Below are 23,411 nucleotides of genomic sequence, written 5' to 3' on the forward strand. Positions count from 1 at the left end.
TTCCGGCCTTTTTCAAAATTTGCCAATCTTCAATTTATCGCTTTGTTATGCGGTTTTTGTTGTAATTTAAGGATAATGCGTCTATAATAAAGCACTGTGTAAAGGAATGGTACTTTTATGGCATATCAGAAGATTATTAACATCGCGGTCATTGCCCATGTCGATGCCGGTAAGTCGACGTTGGTGGATGCGTTTTTAAATCAGAGTCACGTTTTCCGGGATAACGAGGAAACGGTTGACTGCGTTATGGACAGCAACGATCTGGAACGGGAAAGAGGAATTACGATTTATTCCAAAAACTGTTCTGTGACGTACAAGGATTACAAGATTAATATTGTCGATACTCCGGGTCATGCGGATTTCTCTTCCGAGGTTGAGCGGATTATCAAAACGGTGGATACCGTTATTCTGTTGGTAGACTCCAGCGAAGGACCGATGCCGCAGACGCGCTTTGTGCTGCAGAAAAGTCTGGAATGCGGCCTGCGTCCGATTCTTTTGATCAACAAGATTGACAAGAAGGATGAACGTGCCGATCAGGTCATCGATGAGGTTTACGATTTATTCCTCGATTTGAATGCGACGGATGAACAGCTGGATTTCCCGATTCTTTACGGGATTGCCCGGCAGGGGATTGTCCGCTATCAGCCGGCGGATGAAAATGAAGATATTACGCCGCTGTTTGAAACTATTTTGAAGCATTGCGAAGCTTATCCGGATTTAACCGAGGAGCCGGTGCAGATGCAGGTTTCCGCGCTGGCCTATGACGACTACATCGGCCGTTTGGGCATAGGCCGGGTTTACGAAGGCACTTTAAAAGAAGGCAGCACGGTTATTCTGTGCAACGATGAAGGCCGGCAGGAACGCCGTAAAATCAATCAGGTATTCGTCTATAAGGGCCTGAGCCGGATCGCGGTCCCGGAAGCCCAGTGCGGAGAAATCGTCATGATTTCCGGTGTAGCGGATATTTCCATCGGGGATACGCTGTGTGATCCCGAAAATATTCGTCCGCTGCCGATGATCCGGATTGAAGAGCCGACATTGTCGATGAACTTCATGGTCAACACTTCACCTTTTGCAGGGCAGTCCGGCAAATATGTCACTTCCCGCAACATCCGTGAGCGGCTGGAAAAAGAACTGGAAGTCAATGTTGGGCTGAAGGTGGAAGAAACGGATACGACTGACTGCTTCAAAGTTTCCGGACGTGGTGAGCTGCATCTGTCAGTTCTGTTAGAAAATATGCGTCGGGAAGGGTATGAGGTTGCGGTCTCCAAGCCGGAAGTCATCATGCACAAAGTGGACGGTGCTCTGTATGAGCCGGTTGAAGAAGTGGTCTGCAGTGTTCCGAATGAATATTCGGGAACAGTCATTTCCAAGCTGAATCTGCGCAAAGGCATCATGGTCGATATTCAGGATGAGGGCAGCTACACCCGGATTCTGTATACTGTTCCAACGCGGGGCTTGTTAGGCTATCGTTCTGAGTTCATCAACGATACGCGCGGTGAAGGCACGATGGTTCGCCGTCTGGCTGGCTATGAAGCTTACAAAGGCGATATCCCGCAGCGGGCAAACGGCGCGCTGATCTCTACGGAAACAGGCAAGGCGATGACGTATGCCTTATGGAATATCCAGGAACGCGGCCAGCTGTTTGTTTCTCCGCAGACGGAGGTCTACGAAGGGATGATTATCGGCATGTCGGCACGGAACATGGATATGGACGTCAATCCGTTAAAAAACAAGAAGATGACGGCCGTGCGTTCCACCGGCAACGATGAAGCGATGAAGCTGGTTCCGCCGAAGATCATGTCACTGGAAGAAGCGTTGGAATTCATCAATGATGATGAACTGGTCGAATTGACGCCGACGGATATTCGAATCCGTAAAAAATATCTTACGGCATTGGAACGTCGTCAGCATATGCGTGAGCTGAACAAAGCTGCCGCTGAGCTGGAAGAAGAATAAAACCTTAAACATCCGTGAAACCGCGGATGTTTTTCTTATTTCAGACATCCAAGTTCCGTTTTAGGGCAGATTGCTTTCCAGCGTCAAGCTCGGTATAATGGAATTACTTTGATGAGGGATCGCAGGACGCGCATGAGCGGAAGGCGATCCGGATGAATGGGGGAAAATGAGAATGAGATCAACAGAAGTTCAGACACATGTCGGACCATATGCTTACACGGTCTTTTACGACTTGGGAAACGCCGAGATGCTTGCTCAAATGAAACGTAATTACATAGAGCTTTTTACAACGACGGGCATTTCTCTGATTGCTGGGGGTTGTTTATTTTTGTTTGATTGGAATGGGAATGAAAAAGTTCTTTTGAGCTGTTTATATGGGATTGTGGGTCTGTTTTATATTCTGCGGGCTTTATCCATTCCAAGAATATTTAAAAAGGGCAGAGGTCTGCAGCTGAATGCTGACATCGAAAGCAATCGGCGGTTAAAAGCCGGATATACGTTATCGTATACCTTTCATGATGAGGATTTTGAGGTTCGCTCAGAACAGGGGTGGGAAAGCATAAATTATGAGGATTGTTATGGCTATCTTGAAAATGAGGAGTATCTGTTTATCTTGCCGAATAGATATATGGGGTATGCTTTAGAAAAAAAGAACTGCGATGAGGAAACGCTGGCTTTTCTGAAAAACAAATTAAAACCTGTGCCGACAAAGAAAAAAACGAAATCAAGCTGGTTGAAGAAGCCGCAAAACTAGGACTTCATTTTAGTAAGGGTATTTTGAGCATTGAACGGTTGGAGAATTTCCCGGAAACTTTGTGATTCAGGTGTTTTCTTGAATTGTAATTGGTTTTAAAAATGGTTATAATGAAAGCGGTTTACTAACGAACAAAATCAGGGGAAAGAGGGAATGTATGGCCTGGAATATCGCTGCTGAGTGCATCTCGATTGTTTTTTTATCGATCATTCTGGTGTACTCGCATAAGGGTGCGCTGCTGCCGTCCTGGAAGAACCGGATGTTTCAGTGCTGTTTGGGGGCAACCTTTGCGGCGATGGTATCCAATGTCCTTTCAACACTGCTTTTAGCCAATCCCGATTGGGCAGGTTCTTGGCTGTGCTGGGGCGTGACGGAAATCTACTTTCTGGCGACGCCGTTAATGGGTCTGGCTTATTATTGTTATACGGCAGCGACGGTTTTTGAGGAACATGCCGGCGGCAGGCTGGCCTGCATCCTGGGCATTCTGCCGGGGATACTCTATGCCGTTTTGGTGCTGATCAATCCGCTCACCGGTGTGTTATTTTCAATTCAGGCCGGTGTGTATCTGCGCGGTCCGCTGATCATCACAACGTATCTGATTTTTTATTTTTACTGTCTGATCTCGGTGGTGCTGGTGCGGGTGTACCGCAGATGGCTGGAACCGCAGATCTATAAAATTCTGTTTGTTTTTCCTTTAATTGCAGCCAGCGTTATCGTTGTCCAGCAGCTGTTTCCTGCAGTTATTTTAAGCGGTTCCGCGGCAACGACGGCAATTTTGTTGATCTATCTGTACTTGCAGAATAAGCAGAGTTCGCTGGATCCGCTGACCGGTCTAGGCAATCGTGTTGAATTTCAGAAAATGATCAGCTTGTCGATCCAGCGCGGTCAGCCGCCGTTTTTAGTGATGGTGATCTCGCTGCGGGATTTCAAACAGATTAACGATCACTTTGGCCAACGGACCGGCGATCATTTTTTGAAGCTTATTGCTTCCACCTTAAAGACCTTGACAGCTCCTTATCCGGTATACCGTTTTTCCGGGGATGAATTTGCATTGTTAATCCGCGGCCGCAGCCCAGAGCAGATGGAAGAGCTGCAAAAAAATATCCTGAGACGGTTTAATGAGCCTTTTGAAATTGACAGCTACAGCTGCCGGCTGCATGCGGTGATTGGGATTGCGGCCTATCCTCACAGCGCGGAAAGTTTGGAAGGCTTGATCAACGGTTTGGAATATGCGGTAAATCAGGCGAAGCTGCATCATTGGAAACAATGCTATTGTGATCAGAAAATGCTGGAAGGCATGCGTCGGCGCAACGAAATTATCGAAATTCTGAAACAAAAGCTGCAGGATCAGGAATTTGTCATGGTGTATCAGCCGATCTACGAAGTGAAAACGGCAAGGATCAGTGCTGTGGAGTCCCTGATGCGGATTCCGGAAAGTCCTTTGGGTCCCCTGTCTCCGGCAGAATTTATACCGATTGCCGAGGAAACCGGCTTGATTGTGGCGATGACCTGGCAGATTCTGCGGCAGATCTGCGCTGTTTTCGTCCGCTTGCAGGAAAACGGCGTGACGCTGCCGGCGGTTCATATCAATTTTTCGGCAGTTCAGCTGGTTCAGCCCCAGCTGGCGGAAAAGGTCCTGCAAACGCTGCGGGAATGTCAGGTTGCCCCCGAACAGATCATCATTGAAATTACCGAAACAGCGCTGGCAGAAAATCCAGAGGAAACAACTCGTTTTGCCAGGACGATGATGGAACAGGGCGTACGCATCGAAATGGATGATTTCGGTACGGGTTATTCGAACATTGATTCGGTAATGTATATGCCACTCAGTACCGTTAAGCTGGACCGCAGCCTCGTTGTTTCAGCGGTGGAAAATCCACGCAGCGCAACCATGATCCGCTATTTGATCCGTGTCTTTCATGAGCTGGGCTGTGAAGTGCTGGCAGAAGGGGTGGAAACGGAAAAACAGGATCAGTTTGTCCGGGCAGAGGGCGTTGATTTGATTCAAGGTTTCTATTACTCCAGACCGCTTCCAGAACCGGAACTGATCGAATTTCTAGCAGATTTTCATGCTTGGCCTCAGGCAAAAGCTTGACGGATGCGGTATAATAATAGAAAAAGGAGGGTCATTGAAATGTCAGAATCAACGATCAAAGATCTTCAAACACGCCGGGCAATCCGCCGTTTCCAAGCCGAAGCCCCAGCCGCTGCGCTGCTGGATACCGTGCTGGAAACCGGGACTTATGCGCCAACTGGCCAAGGCAAGCAGGCGCCGGTCATCATTGCGGTGCAGGATCCGCAGCTGCGTGCTCAGCTGACGCGGATGAATGCAGAATATGCAACACCGGGTACCGATCCTTATTACGGCGCACCGGTCATTGTGCTGGTCTTAGCCGACAGTACAGTCAGTACCTGGGTGGAAGACGGCAGCTGCGTCTTATGTACGATGATGCAGGCCGCTCACGCCGTTGGCTTAGGCAGCGTCTGGATTCATCGGGAACGGCAGATGTTTGACAGCGAAGAAGGCAAGGCGTTGTTAAAGACCTGGGGCTTAAGCGAGAATCTGCGCGGCGTCGGCGCGCTGGCCTTAGGCATTCCGGAAGGCGAAGCTCCGCAGCCGAAGCCGCGCAAAGCAGATTATATCCTGAAGCTGTAATCGTAAGAAACACCGGTGAAGCAGGCTGGTGTTTTCTTTTTGGGTAAATCCGCTGATGAAATCAGGAAAGGGATTGTCAAGCCCGATATCCTTGGTTATCATAAAAAGAAAGAGGGACATAAATAAGGGATGAAGGAGAGGGTCAGGATGACGATTGCGATCAATCAAAACGAAGAGGAACTTGAGCAATGTTTGTTTGATGCTTTAATGGAGCTGATGCGGACGATGCCGCTGGATAAGCTGACGGTCAATGATATTTTAAAGCAGGCCCATGTCAGCCGTTCAAGCTTTTACCGGCGCTATCAGGACAAATATGATCTGGTCAACAAGAGTTATCAGAAGATCCTCGATAAGACGCTGTTTACTTTTTTAGACGGATGCGGCTGGTATGATTCGGTGAAGGCTTTATATCAGATTTTTGAAGAAAACTTGTTTTTCTTTCAGAACGCCCTGCGTTCCCATGATCCCAATTCCCTGCGTCATTACATCTTTGAGATCAGTCTGAATTTGTATACCGAAACGCTGAAGCGGAATGGAGAAGACGTTGCGGACTGGCATACGATGGCGATGCTGCGGGTGCATATTTACGGAAATCTGGAATTGATGTGCGAATGGGTGGAAAACGGAATGGATCGGTCGATTGACGAAATGATCCAACTGTCCTGCGACACCCTGCCGCAGCGGTTCAAGGCTTATTTCAACGACTAAACGTGAAATCACGGACAAAGAGAAACAAAATGTGCGACCTGTTTCTTGATTCCTGTCCAAGAGGATTGGATAATAAAATCACAAAACAGGAGGAAAGAAATATGGCAAAAAAATCAATCAGCCGCCGGGATTTCCTGAAGGGAGCGGCCGCATCCACCTTAGGTTTAGCGGCTGTCGGGATGTTAGGCGGATGCAGCAGTGAAGAAACACCGAAGTCTTCGGCATCTTCAATCAACTGGACAAAGGAAACCGATGTTCTGATCGTCGGCGCTGGCGGAACGGGGGTCTGTGCGGCGGCGGCCGCTGCTGAAGCGGGGGCGAAGGTTCTGGTTTTGGAAAAGGCCGGGATTGCCGGAGGAACCACTAATCTGTCCGGCGGCGTCATGCAGGCTGCTGGAACTACCTACCAGAAACAATTTACGCAATATCAAGATGACACACCGGAAAAGCATTTTGAATGCTGGATGGCAGAAGGCGAAGGCCAGCTAGATGAAGCGCTGGTCAAAGATCTGGCCTTGGGTGCTCCGGAAGACATTGAATGGCTGGCCAGCACCTGCGGCTTGAAGTGGACGAGTGTCTACGGTCATTGTCATGTGCCGTATTTAAAGGATGAAGTGTTAGCTGATCGAATTCATGTTTATGAGGGCGGCGGTGCTTCCGGCAGCGGCGGAATTTATGTTCAGGCCGTTTTAAAAGTTGCCGAAGGCTTAGGCGCCGTGGTTGAATATGAAACGGAAGTGACACGGCTGATCACAGAAAACGGCAAAGTCATCGGTGCGGAAGCGACACAGAACGGACAGACAATCACGATCAAGGCCAATCGCGGTGTTATTCTGGCTGCCGCAAGTGTCGATCAGAATGCTGATATGGCGAAGGAACTGAATCCGCAGCAATATTGGGATGATACGACACAGATCTGTCTGTGCGTGGCTACCGATACCGGCGATGGCATCCGCATGGGCATGGAATTGGGCGCAGCCTATGTGAGCGGCGGAACGATTGACTTCTGCGGCAAGACCGGAGCGGCGACGGACAACCGCAATCCGTTGTTCCCATCGTTCATCGTCAACCAGGCTGGACGGCGGTTTGTCTGCGAAGATGCGACCTATGCTTATCATTATCGTGCGATCTATCAGCAGGAAATGCAGCTGCAGGGCCCGACTTATATGATTTTCGGCACCAGCAGTCTGAATGCGCCAACTTCGCCATGGACGGCGGAAACCGCGGCTAAAGATGTCGAGGATGGCGTGCTGGTCATGGCAGAAACTTTGGAGGATCTGGCAGGAAAGCTGGGCATTGACGCGGCCGGTTTGGTCAGAACGATGCGGGACTGGAACGAAGACGTCGCGGCAGGAACGGATCCTTTCGGACGCAAAGACGGTCTGGAACCACTCAGCGGGCCATTCTATGCCTATAAGAACACTTCCTATAATCTGGGCGCCTTAGGCGGATTGAAGATCACGACAGACTGCGAAGTGGTCGATGTCAACGGCAAGGTCATTGAAGGCTTATATGCCGCAGGCTTAAATGCCGGCGGCTGGGTCGGTCCCTATTATCCAGGCAGCGGTACAGCGGTCATCGGTACATGCCACTTTGGCCGCAAAGCCGGAGCGGCTGCCGCTAAACGTTCAGCATAACAGAAGTTTATCGGGTAACGGTTCTCATTGACCGTTATCCTTTTTTCTTAAGCTTTAGTGAGGGAAAAGGTATACTGAATTAAAGCAGCGATTTCCATGGCGTCTGGGAAGTAAAAGAAGCAATTTCGGAGCAAACGGTTTGGCGCAAGAATCATTCACCTTTTGGATGGATCAATGTTATAATTAACATATGGAACTAATTGGAAAGTCACTTATGGATGACTGCCTGAAAATCGGCAGCGGCCTGAATCTGATCGTTCATCGGAAAGGAAAGATTGAGAAAGCTGAATGAAAAAACGCAGTTTTATTTTTATGCTTATCCTCTGCCTGGGATGGAGTCTTATCAGTCCTTTCTTTCAGCCTGCCTCGGTTCGTGCGCAGTCACCGGTGATTCGGGTAGGCTATATTGATTATGCCGGGTTTATTGAACCGGGCGAAGAAGACGAATATACCGGCTACGGTGTGGAGCTGTTGGAGCGGATCGCTGCGATTACAGGCTGGCAGTTTGAATATGTCTATGGCGACTGGCAGCAGATCCTTGAGCAAGTTCGCGAGGGTCAGCTGGATTTGACACTCTGTGCGCAATGGACTCCGGAGCGGGAAGCCCAGTTTTTGTTTTCCAAACAGCCGATTGGCAATGAATTGACGGTCGTTTATACCCGGGAGGAAATGCCGATTTATTATGATGACCCGGAGGCGATGGACGGGCTGCGCGTGGGACTGCTTGAGGGCAGTTACCAGAACCGCTGTTGGCAGGAATACGCTGAGAAACATCATCTGGAATGTCCTTTGGAGGAATTCAAAACTGAAAGTCAAATGATGGAGGCCTTGCTGAGTGAAAAGGTGGATCTGATTGTCAGCGGTGCACTGGCTTTGCATAAGGAAGCTAAGGTTGTACTTAAGCTAAAGCCCTCGCCTTTTTACATCATCACCAGTAAAACGAATACCCAACTGATGGAACAGGTCGACGAGGCGTTGGAGGAAATCTTGTTAGCCGATCCGTATTTTGAAGCCCATTTATATGATACCTATTACGGCGATAGTCAGTATTCAATTCAGCCGCTGTTTACCCGAGAAGAAGCGGCCTATATCCAAAACAGCGGTGAAATTCCTGTCGGCCTGGATGGCGGGCAGATTCCCTTTGCTTACGTCGAATCGGGAACACTGAAAGGGATCTGGCCGCAGCTGCTTGCATTGATTGAGAAGAAATCAGGTCTGCGGTTTTCATTGCAGCCGCAGTTCAGTCAGCCAGATTACACAGTGTTTTTAAACCAGAATCCGCAGCAGGGCTTATACGTTGGGATAACCCGGCAGAACTTGCGGCTGCGGGAAAATGAATCATTTCAGCTCAGCGATCCGCTGCTGGATCTGGACTTGATGGCAGTGGTCAGCCCGGATGAATCTTGGTCAGCAGGGGAACAATTCAGCTTGATCGTCACCGAAAACACGGCTCTGGGCAGCGAGTTTCTAAATCAAATCCCAGATGGAATCCTTTTGTATGCGGATACGCTGGAACAATGTCTGCAGGCGGTGGCGGATCATCAGGCAGCGGCCACGGTCTGCGATTCGTATACACTCAATTATTATAATTGGAAACCGGGAATTTCAGATTTGCGGGATGATTATCCGCTGGAATTTCCGTCCCTGCAGCCCTGTTTTGCGGCCAGCTCCAAGCTGGATCCGATGCTGATGTCGGTTCTGAATAAAACGATTGCCAGTTTGTCCCAAAAGGAAATCAATCAGGTCATCTACGAAGCCACGGTGGGCCTGCATTATAAACAATCCTGGACGGACTGGCTGAAAGCCAATGCGGATTTAGCTGCCTCTTTGGCTCTGGCTCTGATCTTGGGGGTTACGCTGCTCATCTACCGCCGCCGCAAGCAAACGGAGGAACAAATTCAGAAGCGCAGAACAGAAATGTTCCAGCATAAGGCCGAAGTGGACCGCATCAGCGGTTTGTATAATGAGGAGGCATTTACCGAAAGAGCAAGAACCTTTCTGCTTCAGAATCCGCAGCCTTATTATCTGGTTTATATGAACATTCAGCGCTTTAAAATCGTCAATGAATTAATGGGCGTGGAAATGGCCGACCAGCTGTTGGCTCATATCGGCACCCAGCTGAAAGCCTATTGCCAACGCTATCCTAGCTCTTTAGCCTGTCGGATTACCGCCGATCATTTTATGCTTTTGACTCCGCAGGCGGCTTATCAGAACAACGGTCCTGTGGATATTCTGAAAGATTATCATACCGAACTGAATCTATCCTTGGAATTTGGAGTATATCCGATTACGGAGCGGACCCTGCCAATGAAGCTCATGCAGGATCGGGCAGCTTTGGCAGCAAAGAATCGAACCGATCCGCTGTTTTCTCAGGTCGGCTTCTATACGGATGAGCAGCGCCAGCGCTTCATTCGCGAACAACAGGTGCTCGATGAAATTGAAGGTGCGATGACCCGTGGGGAAATCATCATTTATATTCAGGCAAAATACGACATCGAAGCGCGTCAGGTCATCGGCGGTGAAGCCCTGGTCCGGTGGCAGCATCCGGTGCGGGGCTTGCTGGGGCCCGGTCAATTTGTCGGCATTCTTGAAGAAAAAGGTCTGATCATGCACCTGGATTTGTATGTTTGGGAAAAGACCTGTCAGTTTCTGCATCGGCAGCGTGAACAGTACGGGCAGGTTCTGCCCGTTTCCGTCAATGTTTCCAAATATAACTTCTACCGTCAGAACCTAGTCAACTTATTTACGGATCTGATCGCAAAGTATCAGCTGGAAACGAAGGATCTGCAGCTGGAAATCACAGAAACCGCCTGTGCGGAGGATACCGAACAGATCTATGCCGCTGTCAGGCAGCTGCAGAAGGCCGGTTTCACAGTGCTGATGGATGATTTCGGGGCAGGCTATTCCTCGCTGAATATGTTCAAAGATGCACCGGTCGATATCATCAAGCTGGATATGGGCTTTATCAGCTCAGATGAAATCAATGCCCAGCGCAGCTTCGCGATTATTGAGGCGATCGTAAAACTGTCGCATTCGTTAAATGTTCCGGTCATCGTCGAAGGGGTTGAAACTCAAGCGCAGGTGGATTTTCTTAAATCGATCAATACCCGTTATATTCAAGGCTATTATTTCTCCCGTCCGGTCCCGGAGGAGGACTATGCGGCTTTGTGTCAAACAGCGGCTCTGCCGCAGAAAAAAGTCTCAGAATAAAAATATTCTTGACTTAGACCGCAGTGTCGGGGCCCAAGAATATTTTTTAATCCATGATTTGCATCTTTCTTGTTTTGAATTTCTGGTACAATAAAACTTGGGAGTGAGTGAATATGTTAAAACTACTGGTCTTTGATGTGGATGGTACGTTATATGATCTAAAAAACCATGAAATTCCTTCTTCATGCCAAAAAGCGATCGCCCAGGCCAAGCAGAACGGATTGATTTTCGTGATTGCGACCGGGCGGACGCATTATGGCTTGGGCGCGGCGCTGAACGCCTTGAATCCGGATTACATTTTGGCGGTGAACGGCGCTGTGGTCGCCGATGGCCAGGGACGAGTTTTGGCTCATCATGACCTAACGTCAACGCAAGTCGAACGGATCAATGATTTCTGTCATCAAACGCAGGCCGGACTGGCGTGGAAGTTTCTGGATCATTGCTATATTTATCAATATCCGGAAAAAATCGACTGGCTGCAGCCCCAAAAGGAATCTGACATTGGTTCTGAACCTTTTGTTGACTGTCCGGCCCAGGATCGGCATCAGCTCGATCTACCGCAAAGCGCAAGTGTGCATGCTGATCCTAAAGCGGTGGAAGCGGTCTTTAACAAAGATCCCGAATTGGCTTTTCTGCGCTACAGCGAGGATGGCTATGATGTTGTTCAGCGGGGGATGAACAAAGCCGTGGGCTTACAGGAGCTGCTGGATCAGCTAGGCTTCACTTGCAACGAAGTCGCGGCTTTTGGGGATAATTATAATGATATCGAGATGCTGAAGCTGGCCGGAACGGCAGTGGCCATGGGCAACGCTGTGGATGAAGTGAAACAGCTGGCTGACTATGTTACTTCCTCTACGGATCAGGATGGAATTGCTCGGGCTTTGATCCATCTGGGTTGTGTGAAGGCCTGAATTCAATCTTTCTTTGCAAAGCTTGAGAAGGTGCAGACGGACGGTGAGGCGGAGCATCGGTATGTTTAAACACACATGAAAACAAATTCGCACGGATCTTGAGTTTTGAACTATCCAGGTCAATCTGTCTGCAGCTTGGCGCTGAGGATGTCGGGATAAAATTCGGATTTTTATTCAGGAAAAGGGGTTAAGCCTGCCGAAACTTGGAAATACTGCAAGGGAAAGCAGGTGATTCCGTGCGGGCTGCACAAATACGCAAAGAAGAAATGGGGCTGCATTCCCTGGGTGAAAAAAAGAGTTATTTTGAAGGCTGGTATTTCCGCTTATGGGATGAGCGGTGTTCATTGGCAGTCATTGTCGGTTTCAGTCCCCAACGCCAGGAAGCTCCGTTTTTTATTCAGACAACGGATACTTTGACCGGCCGTTCCATCTGGGCGGAGTTTGCCTGGAATGAAGTGGTTCTGCGCCAGAAGCCTTTTCATTTGACCTTAGGTGAAAATGAATTTTCTTTAACGCAGGTCAGGCTGAACCTGCCGGATCTGCAGGTTCGGCTGCGGATGACCGATCTGACTCCACTGCCCTTTTCCCGTTATATGCCGACGATTATGGGTCCGTTTGCTTATCTGAACAATATGGAATGCATCCACGGCGTGATCAGTTTGCATCACCGTATGGAGGGGGTTGTCAGCAGTGCGGGCAAAACCGTCCCCATCGCAGGGACAGGTTATTTGGAAAAAGATCGCGGAACTTCTTTTCCGCAGCGGTATATATGGTTTCAGTCAAATCAATGCGGCGTTCAGGATTCCTGTTTTTTCTTCTCCCTAGCCAGCATCCCTATCGGACCGCTGACGTTCAACGGCTGTCTGATCGTCGTGAAGCTGCAGGATCAGCTGCACCGTTTTGCGACCTATACCGGCTGCCGTCTACAGTCGCTGCATTGCGATCAGCATCAGGATGGTTCCGGCTGGGCACAGCTGCGCTTTCATCAGGGAGCCTGGCAAATCTGGATTGATCTGGAATGCGGCCCGGCCTGCACCTTAGCATCGCCTAAGCAAGGAAAGATGCAGGGACGGATTCAGGAAAGTCTGAGCGGCAAGGCTCATGTAACCCTATTTCATCATGGAATGAAAAGGCATGAAAGCTTATGGGAGCAGGGCGGCATGGAGCTGCAATGGGAACTGGCAGCTGCTGAACAAGGACCGAAGAATAGAAAAAGAGGGTTGTCGTAAAAGACAGCCCTCAACAAATCTATTATAACATGAAAAAAAATTAAATGAAAGGGCTTACTTTTATGAGAAGTCTGACTATAATGTAGATGAAGATAAGGAAAGAGATCTTCAAATAGAGGAAGCAGGATCCTCATCCAGCCGATCAGAACGGTAGAGTCCGTTAAGGAAAGAACCTAGATTCTTAGATATTCAATAAGGCTGAAAAGAAATGAGGAATGAGGCTTTCAGAATAAACGTGATGTTTATTCTAAGGAGGTTAAAGTGAATGGAACCTGGACAGAGAGGAAACCGCCGCTAGTAAGCTGGCGTTGTGCGATGAATCGCAGATCCGTGTGATGCTTCTTACAACTTCCCATTTTGCTGAAAATTTGCAAAACAGCCATCGAATAGATAAACAGCCATTTTGTGAGTGTGAAGGGTAAACGCGAGGAAGAAATGAGAAAAGGTTTGGTTTCAGCAGTGGAATCGAATTGATGTCATAGTGATAGTTGCGGAAATGTTGGAAAACAGCCGCTGCGGTTCATCGGTATAAATTAGATTAACGATATAGATGAAGAACCTGCAAAAAATGCGGGTTCTTTTTTCGTTGGGGATCGTGGTCTCTGCCACTGAGATATGCAGATAATGCATGGCTCAGCAGTCCTAAACTGGCTTTCTATGCCCAAAGGTTTAATATTCATGACTTTTTCATCCCAATTCTGATTTTTGATATGCAGAACATCGATCACTGTGAAAACGTGAGCATGTTATATTTTGAACATAGGGAGGAAAATCGAAATGAAAAAAGCTTTTTTGATTCTTTGTTCGTGGATGTTGTGTTTCTCTTTGACTGCCTGTTCAGCAAAAGAGAATACTCAGCCGACTGCCAGCGGAACTTTTTCAGCGACAGAAAAGGGGTATGGAGGAGAGGTCGAAGTGACGCTGACGATCGAAAATTCAATATTAACCGATGTGATGATCGTTGGTGAGCAGGAAACACCAACGGTTGGCGGACAGGCGATTGAACAGCTTCCGGCTAAAATGATAGCAGCTAACAGTGTTGAGGTTGATGGAGTGACTGGAGCAACAATGACCTCCAATGCGATTTTAGCAGCGGCCAAAAACGCATTGGAAGTTTCAGGAATGACGCTTGTCCAAAAAGAAAAGGAAGTTTCAGCTGATATTACGCATGAAGATGTACAATCGGATGTTCTGGTTTTAGGCGGTGGATTGGCAGGGTTAAGCGCAGCCGTTTCGGCAAAAGAAAATGGAGCAGCGCATGTCATCTTGCTTGAAAAACTATCTTTCTTAGGAGGGTGTGCCTCCTTGTCCGGCGGTGTGCTGACGCGGGCAGCTCAGGCCGGTGATCCAGTTGGAACCTTTGATAAGGAACAATTAAACAATTATTTCAATATGCGAACAGGCGGACATGCGGATCCGAAGGTCATTCAGACTTATGTGGATCATTCTGTGGATGATTTTAACTGGATTGATTCGATGTATGAAACGGGTGTTGAATATGAACGTTTTGCCTTAAATCCGGAAGGGCTGATGGCGCTGCGGCCGAAACAGGATTCAGCGGTTGGTGCTGGGGCTCAGCTGATTGGAGCGATTGCCAGCAGTGCAGAAAAATTAGGCATTGACGTTCGCTTGTCACATCCAGTAACCGATCTGATTGTGGATGGAGATCAAGTGATCGGGGCGCAGGTTACCTTTGACGATGGCTCAATCCAGAATTTTTATGCCGATGGCGGGATTGTTTTGGCTACCGGCGGATTTGCCTTCAGCCAGGAAGCCCTAGCGGAATATTCCAGCTCCAATGCGGAACAAATTGTAAGTTATGCCAGTGCGGGTACGACCGGAGACGCGCTGAAATGGGCAAAAGAAATCAACGCAGACATTCAGTTCGGTGAGGATTGGGACAGCTGTGGTTCTTTCTCCTTAGCCTTTACCGGCTATCCGACTGAGGAACTGTTTAAGCTTGTGCTGTTAAATGCTGAGGGAGAACGCTTTATTAACGAAGAAGCCATGCAGCCTGAAATCTATCTGGAAATGCGTCATCAACTGGCTCAAGGAAGTTCTCACTTCTATTATTTAACAGATGAAACGATGGAGCAGGAAAACAAACAATGGCTGCTTGACAACGCAGGGGCATTTGTCTGTGAAACTCTGGAAGAGGTGGCTGAAAAGACGAATATGGACTTGGAAACGTTGACCCAAACACTGCGTTCCTATAATGATTGTGCTAAGACTGGAAATGATCCGCTGGGCAAGTCAGTTGCTTATAATTTGGGAATTGAAGCGCCGTATATTGTCATTCCAACAGATCCGATTCGCACAACTACAATCGGCGGTTTGGTTACCAATGAAAAAGCAGAGGTGCTTTCTGCAGACCAGACAGTTATTGAAGGTTTATATGCGGCAGGCGAAGTGGCAAATTACAGTTTCTTCTACAACGTTTACAGCTGCTGCGGAAGTGCTAATATGGATGCTGTTGTTTTCGGCCGTATTGCCGGAGAACAGGCAGCTCAGTGGCAAAGAGCACAATAGTCTGAAATTTAAGGGGACAATGTTCCCCTTTTTTAATTATAATATGAGAAGAGAAGAGGCAGGATAAGAGGATGAAATTAGAAACAATTCAATTATTTCTTAAAGTTGCGAAATATCGAAGTTTTTCAATCGCTGCCGCCAAGTTGTATACGACGCAATCGACGATCAGCCGCAGTATCCATGAAATTGAGGAAGAAATGGGCTGCCAGTTATATCAGCGAAGTGCGCACGGAGTCAAGCTAACGCCGGCTGGTGAAGTCGTTAAGGGCCATTTTCAAAGAATTATGGAGGAATGGAAGCTGACAAAAAAAGAAATTGAAGTTTTCCGCGGCGATTACAGGCCAAAACTCAGAGTCGGCTATACTTTTATCGGACAGCTGCAGTACATGATTAAGTCACTGGAAAAAAAGCGCTTTGCCTATCAGGACGTTGACTTTATTTTTCAGTTTGGCGACAGCACTCCGCTGTTGGAAAAACTCAGAAAAGAACAGCTGGATTGTATCGTGATGCATCGTCCAAGTCTGGGTGTGACGTCGGAATTCACCGCTGCCAGAATTCAGGAATGTTCGATGGATGTTCTTGTCAGCCGTCAAAATCCGTTAGCCTGTAAAAACTCAATTCTAATTCAGGATTTAATCGGTCAGACTGAAATACGGACATCCGGCGAAAAGAATTATTATCAGTCGTTGGATGAAGCTTTTCTGCAGGTGGGTGCACAGCCGTTAAAAAAAGAATATGCGGAAGCTCAGGAATGTCCTTATCTGGTTAAACTTAAAAATTATGTCTGCTTTAATCCGAGTATTTATAACAAAGAAGAGGAAGAACTGATTCAGCTGCCGATTTTGGATTGGTCCATTGATTATGATCTGGTCTTTGTCTGCCGTAAGGAAAGTACCAATCCAATGGCTCAGAAACTTTATCTTCTTTTAAGCCGACAATCAGAAGAGGAAGATGGCAGCGCCAGCTAGGTTTAACATACCAGAGTAAAGATTTCCTATCAGCAATCCGCAAACAGGATAAGCGTGTACGATTTCCCAGGAAATAGTAAACTTACCTGTGTTTCGATCACTATGACAATTATTTTGAAAGCCTATACAGAATATGCGATAATAAAATAGAGTTAGAGAATTGAAAATGTTCGCTATCTATGGTAATGTGAATTTGTTAGCAATGGAGGAGAAAACGATGTCCATGTTCAATCACGAAGCACGGCAGTTTAAGTTTGACGTGCTCAAAGAAATTTCACAGCTGGCTTATGAGGGAAACTTAACGGAGGACAGCGCGGCGGCGATCAGCCGCAAACTGATTCCCGGGCGCAAAGCGGAATTCCGCTGCTGCGTGTATAAGGAAAGAGAAATTCTGCGGCAGCGTACACGGCTGGCCTGCGGGAAGATGGCGGATGAGGGAGCCGCGTACAATCCACGTCAGATTGTTCAGGTTATTGATGCGGCGTGCGACGGCTGTACCATCCGCAAAATTCAAATTACGGATAACTGTCGGAAGTGCATGGCGAAAGCCTGTCTGGCTTCCTGTAAATTTGATGCCATCAGCATGGGGCTGCACCGTGCCCAGATCGATTATACGAAATGTAAAGAATGCGGGGCCTGTGCCCGCGGCTGTCCTTACAATGCGATTGTGGTCACAGAACGTCCTTGTTCGCAGCATTGTCCGGTGGATGCGATTCGCTGGGATGAAAATGGGATTGCTCAGATAGACGAATCCAAATGCATTAACTGCGGCGCCTGCCAAGCGGCTTGTCCGTTCGGCGCAATCGAGGATATGTCGTGGATTGTTCCGGTAGTCAGTTTGTTAAAAATGGGAACGCCGATGTATGCGATCATCGCTCCGGCCATTCAGGGGCAGTTTGACAGTGCCACCCTGCCGCAGATCAAAAAAAGCATTGAGCTGTTAGGCTTTGAAAAAGTCTACGAAGTTGCTTTGGGCGCGGATGCCGTAGCCTGGGAGGAACAAGCCGAGCTGGCGGAAAAGATGGAAGCCGGCATACCGCTGACGACCTCGTGCTGTCCGGCGTTTGTCAATCTGGCTAAGATGCACTTCCCGCAAATCTATGAAAACAACATGTCCACGGTGGTTTCACCGATGATGGCGCTGGCCCGCAAGCTGAAAAAGGATCATCCCGATCACGGCGTGATCTTTATCGGCCCATGCTTGGCGAAAAAACAGGAAGCCATGGAATCCTTTACCGCGGTGGATTACGTTTTGACCTTTGAAGAAGTAGCTGCGATGATGATCGCCAAACACATTGATCCATCAGAAGTTCAGGCCAATGAAGAAGACTATCCGTCTGTCTTTGGACGCAACTTTGCCCAAGGCGGCGGCGTCAGCAAAGCGGTCGTGCAGGCGGCAAAAGAAAAATCCATGACGACGCCGGTCGGCGTGTATGCCGATGGCTGTCAGGAATGCAAGAAGCAGCTGACGCTGATGAAGTTCGGCAAGTTTACCGGCAATATTCTGGAAGGCATGGCCTGTCCGGGCGGCTGCATCGCCGGGCCGGCGGTCATCGAACCGCCGATGATTACCAAAGGCCGGATGGCAAAAGAGAATATCGGCAATCAGAAGACAATTGAGGAATCCGTGGAAAGCTTTGATTTTACGGATGTACCGATGCATCGGAAATAAACGAAAAGGAGAGTCGACATGGTCACAGTTGAAGTTTGTATTGGAAGTGCCTGCTACGTCAAGGGCAGCAATGAAGTCGTAACGATTCTGCAGGAATTAATCAAAGAAAAGGGCTGGGAAGACCAGGTGAATGTCAAAGGAGCCTTCTGCATGCAGGTCTGCACACAGGGCCTGGGACTGCGCGTGAACGGCAAGCAGCTGCTGGGCGTCGGTCTGCATAATGTCAAAGAGGTGCTCCTGCAGGAAATTACGGCGGCTTTGGCATGAGCTATATTCAGCTTTCTGAAGCGAACTGCCGCAACTGCCTGCGATGTGTGCGCGTCTGTCCGACTAAGGCGATGACCTATCAGAATCATCAGCCTACCATTATTGAAGAGGAATGTATACTGTGCGGTAAATGCTATGCGATTTGTCCGCACAGCGCGAAAAAGGTTCACAGTGATATTGAGGCTGTTCGGCAGTGGATTCGTGAAGGACAGCCGCTGGCGCTCAGCATTGCTCCTTCGTTTGCTTCGGTCTGGCCGGATTATCCGCAGCTGAAGCAGCAGCTGCAGGCCCTAGGGTTTGCGGTTGTGGAGGAAACGGCGGTCGGCGCACGGTTGGTTTCCGAAGCCTATATGCAGCTGATTGAACAACGGCAGATGAAAAACATTCTGTCGACGTGCTGTCCGGCGGTCGTCACGTATGTGGAAAAGAATTTTCCGGAGCTGATCGATCAGCTGGCACCGGTCGTTTCTCCGATGATCGCTCATGGCTTTGATTTAAAAGCCCGTTTTCCGGGGTATAAGACTGTTTTCCTTTCACCGTGCATCGCCAAGCAGAAGGAAGCGGCGGATCCGCGGTTTGCCGGAGCGATTGACGCGGTCTTAACGATGCCGGATCTCTCCGCCTGGCTCAAGGATATTCCGGTTCAGGAAATGAGTGAAGCGGTACCGTGGGAAAATCTTCAAGCCAGTACAGTTCGGATGTATCCGACTCCGGGTGGGGTCATCCGTACCTTAAGCAGCTCGGATGAAGTTTACGAACGGGTCAGCGCCGAAGGCATGGAACGCGTAAAGGATGCGCTGAATTCGATTGCCCAGGGACACATGGAAGGCTATTTCTTTGAGCTTTCTGCCTGTGAACAATCCTGTTTGGGCGGCCCGTTGTTATGTCATGTCGACCACAGTGAATGGAAAGCCCGCAGCGCGATCCGGCGCAACATGGATCCGCAGGATCAGGTGCGGCAGGCTCAGCTTCCGTCAAGACTGCGAGCCGACTGGCAGGCCGATCCAATTCAGCGGTCGGTCCATACGGAAGAAGAAATTAAAGACATGTTGTTTCTGATGGGCAAAACGACCAAGGAAAAAGAACTGGACTGCGGCGCCTGCGGTTATGAAAGCTGCCGTGCCAAAGCGATCGCCGTGCTGGAAGGCAAGGCGGATCCAAAGCTGTGTCTGCCGTATGCGCTGGAACATGCCCAGTCGATATCCAACCTGATCATTGAGAATACGCCCAACGGCATTCTTGTTCTGGATGAAAACAACTGCGTGCGCGAGATCAATCCCGCAGCGCTGAATATGATGAACCTGCAGGAATTTGATCCGGTCGGCATGCCAGTGGAATCAATTCTGCCGGATCAGGGGCTGCATGAACTGCTTCAGGATTTTGTCGGCGTGCAGTATTACCGCTGCGAATATTCGCAGTATCATAAAATCTTAAACCATGCGATGATCTCGATTGAGGATCACCGATATGTCATTTTAATCTTAATGGATCTGACCGTCGAAGAAACCAAGGAAAAGGTCATTCGTCAGATGCAGATGAAAACAGTGGAAGTCGCTCAGACCGTCATTGATGATCAGATGCGGGTCGTTCAGGAAATTGCCAGTCTGTTAGGTGAAACTACAGCCAAGTCGAAGGTGGCATTGACGCGGTTAATGAAAGCGATGGATGAAGATGACTGAGGAAAAAATCCATGTGGAAACCTCGTTTTCCTCATTAATCAAAAAGAATGAGGAGCTTTGCGGTGACAAGGTGGCGATCCGCTACTGCGATCAGTTCTGCATTCTTGTTTTGGCGGATGGACTGGGCAGCGGGGTAAAAGCGAATATTCTTTCGACGCTGACCAGCACAATTATCTGTGAGATGATGGCGGAAGGGTCAACGCTGCAGGAGGCTGTCGATACGATTACGGCGACGCTGCCGCAATGTCAGGAGCGGGGAATCGCTTACTCCACCTTTACGATCGTTCAGATCTATTACGATGGAACTGCTTATCTGATCGAATTCGACAATCCGGCGGCGGTCATCATGCGCAGAGGGCAGTGCCTGGAACTGCCGCGGACAACACGGATGATCGGTCAGCGGAAGATTCGCGAAAGCAGTTTCCAAGTCGAACCGAATGATTTTATCGTGGTCTTTTCCGACGGGATTATTCATGCCGGAGTCGGAACATTTCTGAACTTTGGCTGGGACCATGCCGATGTCGAAAAGCATCTGACGGAATACTGCCGCTCGACCGATCCGGCCCGCGAGGTAACGCGGATCTTACTGGCCTGCGTCAATGATTTGTATCAGGGTAAGCCGGGTGACGATTCGACAGTCGCTACCGCTAAGATTGTTCCGGCTGCCGAAGCCCGCGTGATGGTGGGACCGCCGGAGCATCCGGAAGATGACCGTAAGGTGGTCGGCCGGCTGTTAAGCGCGACCGGAAAGAAAATCTGCTGCGGTGGAACGACGTCCAACATTGTTTCGCGGATTACCGGAAAAGAAATTCAGATCGAAAATCTTCTGTCATTAGCTTCCGATGTCCCGCCGATGGCCTATATCGAGGGGCTGGATTTGGTGACGGAGGGTGTCCTGACACTGCAGAAAGCCAATGAATATCTGCATGAATGCGCGCAGTCACCGCAGTTTTATGAACAGTTTCTGCTGACGAAGCAGGAAGACGGAGCGATCCTGTTAACCAAGATGTTTCTGCAGGATTGTACGAAAATTGTGTTCATGGTCGGCCGTTCGGATAATCCGGCACATCGCCAACTGGCCTATTCCACGATCTCCCTGCGGGCTAAAATCCGCATGATCGAACGGATGGCAGAAAATTTAAAGAAGCTGGGCAAGATCGTTCAGATTGAACTGTATTGATGAAAAGGAGTCAGGCGGATGAAGCTCACTTGCCGAAAACGTCAGCTCAAGGTTAAAAATCAATGGATTGAGGTTTATGAGGATGAAGCGGAATATGCGGACGGTCAAATTCTGCCGGTCTATACCGTGCTGCATTATCCGCAGGCTTCCGCCGCGCTCGTCGTGGAAAACACGCGGGGACAGGTGCTTTTGATCCGCAGCTGGCGTTATCCGATTCAGCAGGAAGGCTGGGAAATTCCGGCAGGTTCAGTGGATTGCGGTGAAGATCCCGCTGCCGCGGCGATCCGTGAGGTAAAGGAAGAAACCGGGTTGGATGTCAATCATTTAGTTCTGCTTTGTCAGTTTTATCCTTCTAACGGCATGTCGGATCAAAAGGTCTATGTATACGAAGGGAAGGCTGAGGAATCAGAGTTTATCTTGGATGAAAGGGAAGTCGAAGAAGCGCGCTGGTTTGCCCCGGAAGTCCTTCATCAGATGCTGAACAGCGGTCAGATTCAGTGCGGAATATCCCAGCTGGGTTTGCGAACCTGGCTTATGAAGCACGCGGAAACGGTGGAATAGAGAAACACGAAGGGTTGATCTCAGCAGGAAGAGTCAATCCTTTTTATTATGTTTTTTTGGTGGAAAATCTGTGAATTGGAAATTAAAATCAGCACTGTCATGAAAAAGGCAAGAAAAATAATTTAAAAGTTTAGTTATACTAAACAAACGATTTCACTCTATTAAATTTATGCTTGCGTTCACGGAAATTTTTGGTATAATTTTCCCGTGATTGAGATTGAAGGAGGGATGGGGAAAAGACGATCACACCCGTTCATTTTGAATGATTAGACGCACATCATTGCCGGTTATTGCTAACCGGCCGCATGACCTGATGTTCCACGAAGAACAGGCCTCGGACAGCCGGGTCAAATGCCGAAATTGAAACAGGGTCACCCTTGTTGATGCCAAAGCTAAGCTTTGAAAAAGTTCTGTGACACGCAATCACCAAGCGGCCAAAAGCCATCGTCTTGTCTTTCTGTCCCGGCGCATGGAGCGTACCGGAAGAAAATTGAAGAAACGAAAAGAACTGTTGTTTTTGTTTTTCTATTTTGAAAGGGGAATCATCATTTTATGAAAAAATTAATTTCTGTGCTCTGCGCACTGCTTTTCATTGCGGGCTGTTCCGCTTCGCCTGCCGCTGTGCCTACACCTTCAGCCCTTCCGCAGACTGGGGTTTCCAATTCTATGCAAGGCAACTTTACCGACGAGATGAAGCTGGCCTACCGCGATGATTTAGATCCGGAAGCGGGGGCGGATTCAGTGGAACGGGAAGGCGATCATTCAGATTCTCCGTATTTTTCCAGAGTTGATTTCTACAATGCGAAAAATACGGATACCCTGACGATTTTACCGCAGTTTCAGACGATGCAGCAGACGTCAGAATGGTCCTGCGGTGTCGTTTCCGCTTTGCTGGTGTTAAACTATTATGATCAGTTAGGGGATCAGACGGAGCGCACGCTGGCAGAGTATCGAAGCAATGGCTTGACGCCGGCTGCGACAGATATGGAATCGATGATCGCGATCTTTGACCAAATCGGCGGCTTTGAGCTGGAAAGCAGTCTGGATTATTCTGCGGATGAGCTTTGGGATGTCTTTCCGTTAGAACGTTTTGAAGCCTTGCTGAAAGAAGGGACACCGGTGATGGTGGCCTGGAATGACTGGGGCGGACATTGGCAGGTTGTGATCGGCTATGATAATATGGGAACGGAAACGACGCAGGACGATGTGCTGATTGTTGCCGATCCTTACGATACGACGGATCACAATCAGGATGGATATACAGTCTATGGTGCGGAACGGTTTTATTACAACTGGACGATGTATGATTTCTTTGAAGGCCAGGGGATTGAAAATCAGCGTGATCTGATGTTTTTGATTGCCAAGCCGATCGCTGAGTAACTCGGTCAGTCATCGATTTTGACGAAAAAAAGCTGCAGCGTCTTCCTCTTGTTCTGAAAGAGGAAGCGCTGCTTTTGTATTTGTTGGCGAAAGCCTGAGTTTCTTATGCTA

The 23,411-nt window shown here is 48.7% G+C and carries 17 protein-coding genes; all 17 read left to right on the top strand.

Annotation, left to right across the window (positions count from 1 at the left end):
• Positions 1-117 precede the first annotated feature (117 nt).
• The 17 genes from typA (at position 118) to MCG46_RS05585 (ending at position 23,300) form a co-directional block, all read left to right on the top strand.
• Positions 118-1,959 carry a translational GTPase TypA gene (gene typA, locus MCG46_RS05505; RefSeq protein WP_154237609.1) on the top strand — a complete coding sequence of 614 codons (1,842 nt, stop codon included), beginning with the start codon at positions 118-120 and terminating at the stop codon, positions 1,957-1,959.
• Between the two features lie 172 nt (positions 1,960-2,131).
• Complete coding sequence (locus MCG46_RS05510) at positions 2,132-2,713, top strand: hypothetical protein (RefSeq protein WP_240278364.1); 582 nt, start codon at positions 2,132-2,134, stop codon at positions 2,711-2,713.
• 157 nt (positions 2,714-2,870) lie between these two features.
• Positions 2,871-4,808: a putative bifunctional diguanylate cyclase/phosphodiesterase gene (locus MCG46_RS05515; protein WP_240278366.1), complete on the top strand. Its 1,938-nt coding sequence runs from the start codon at positions 2,871-2,873 to the stop codon at positions 4,806-4,808.
• Positions 4,809-4,847: 39 nt separating this feature from the next.
• Positions 4,848-5,369 (top strand): nitroreductase family protein, encoded by a 522-nt coding sequence (locus tag MCG46_RS05520; protein WP_240278367.1) that lies wholly within the window; start codon positions 4,848-4,850, stop codon positions 5,367-5,369.
• Between the two features lie 147 nt (positions 5,370-5,516).
• Positions 5,517-6,077, top strand: a complete 561-nt coding sequence (locus MCG46_RS05525) for a TetR/AcrR family transcriptional regulator (protein ID WP_240278368.1) — start codon at positions 5,517-5,519, stop codon at positions 6,075-6,077.
• A gap of 101 nt (positions 6,078-6,178) precedes the next feature.
• A complete protein-coding gene (locus tag MCG46_RS05530; protein WP_240278370.1) occupies positions 6,179-7,714 on the top strand; it encodes an FAD-dependent oxidoreductase in 1,536 nt (511 codons plus the stop codon).
• Positions 7,715-8,002: 288 nt separating this feature from the next.
• Positions 8,003-10,924: an EAL domain-containing protein gene (locus tag MCG46_RS05535; protein WP_240278372.1), complete on the top strand. Its 2,922-nt coding sequence runs from the start codon at positions 8,003-8,005 to the stop codon at positions 10,922-10,924.
• Between the two features lie 113 nt (positions 10,925-11,037).
• On the top strand, positions 11,038-11,835 hold the full coding sequence (locus MCG46_RS05540) for a Cof-type HAD-IIB family hydrolase (RefSeq protein WP_240278374.1): 798 nt from the start codon (positions 11,038-11,040) through the stop codon (positions 11,833-11,835).
• 236 nt (positions 11,836-12,071) lie between these two features.
• Positions 12,072-13,064, top strand: coding sequence for a hypothetical protein (locus MCG46_RS05545; protein WP_240278377.1), 993 nt, complete (start codon positions 12,072-12,074; stop codon positions 13,062-13,064).
• 777 nt (positions 13,065-13,841) lie between these two features.
• Entirely contained in the window at positions 13,842-15,593 is a 1,752-nt protein-coding gene (locus MCG46_RS05550; protein WP_240278381.1) for an FAD-dependent oxidoreductase, read from the top strand.
• Positions 15,594-15,664: 71 nt separating this feature from the next.
• Positions 15,665-16,561, top strand: coding sequence for a LysR family transcriptional regulator (locus MCG46_RS05555; RefSeq protein ID WP_240278382.1), 897 nt, complete (start codon positions 15,665-15,667; stop codon positions 16,559-16,561).
• Between the two features lie 217 nt (positions 16,562-16,778).
• On the top strand, positions 16,779-18,233 hold the full coding sequence (locus tag MCG46_RS05560; RefSeq protein ID WP_240278384.1) for a 4Fe-4S dicluster domain-containing protein: 1,455 nt from the start codon (positions 16,779-16,781) through the stop codon (positions 18,231-18,233).
• An 18-nt stretch (positions 18,234-18,251) separates the two neighbouring features.
• Positions 18,252-18,500 carry a (2Fe-2S) ferredoxin domain-containing protein gene (locus MCG46_RS05565; protein WP_020224632.1) on the top strand — a complete coding sequence of 83 codons (249 nt, stop codon included), beginning with the start codon at positions 18,252-18,254 and terminating at the stop codon, positions 18,498-18,500.
• Positions 18,497-20,179, top strand: coding sequence for a [Fe-Fe] hydrogenase large subunit C-terminal domain-containing protein (locus tag MCG46_RS05570; protein WP_240278385.1), 1,683 nt, complete (start codon positions 18,497-18,499; stop codon positions 20,177-20,179). Before MCG46_RS05565 ends, MCG46_RS05570 begins: the two co-directional genes overlap by 4 nt.
• Complete coding sequence (locus MCG46_RS05575) at positions 20,172-21,359, top strand: SpoIIE family protein phosphatase (RefSeq protein ID WP_240278387.1); 1,188 nt, start codon at positions 20,172-20,174, stop codon at positions 21,357-21,359. The genes MCG46_RS05570 and MCG46_RS05575 overlap by 8 nt, the downstream gene beginning before the upstream one ends.
• An 18-nt stretch (positions 21,360-21,377) precedes the next feature.
• Positions 21,378-21,920 (top strand): NUDIX hydrolase, encoded by a 543-nt coding sequence (locus MCG46_RS05580; protein ID WP_240278389.1) that lies wholly within the window; start codon positions 21,378-21,380, stop codon positions 21,918-21,920.
• A 552-nt stretch (positions 21,921-22,472) separates the two neighbouring features.
• Entirely contained in the window at positions 22,473-23,300 is an 828-nt protein-coding gene (locus tag MCG46_RS05585; protein ID WP_240278391.1) for a papain-like cysteine protease family protein, read from the top strand.
• Positions 23,301-23,411 lie beyond the last annotated feature (111 nt).

The sequence above is a fragment of the Holdemania massiliensis genome (assembly GCF_022440805.1).
GTDB classification, from domain to species: Bacteria; Bacillota_I; Bacilli_A; order Erysipelotrichales; family Erysipelotrichaceae; genus Holdemania; species Holdemania massiliensis_A.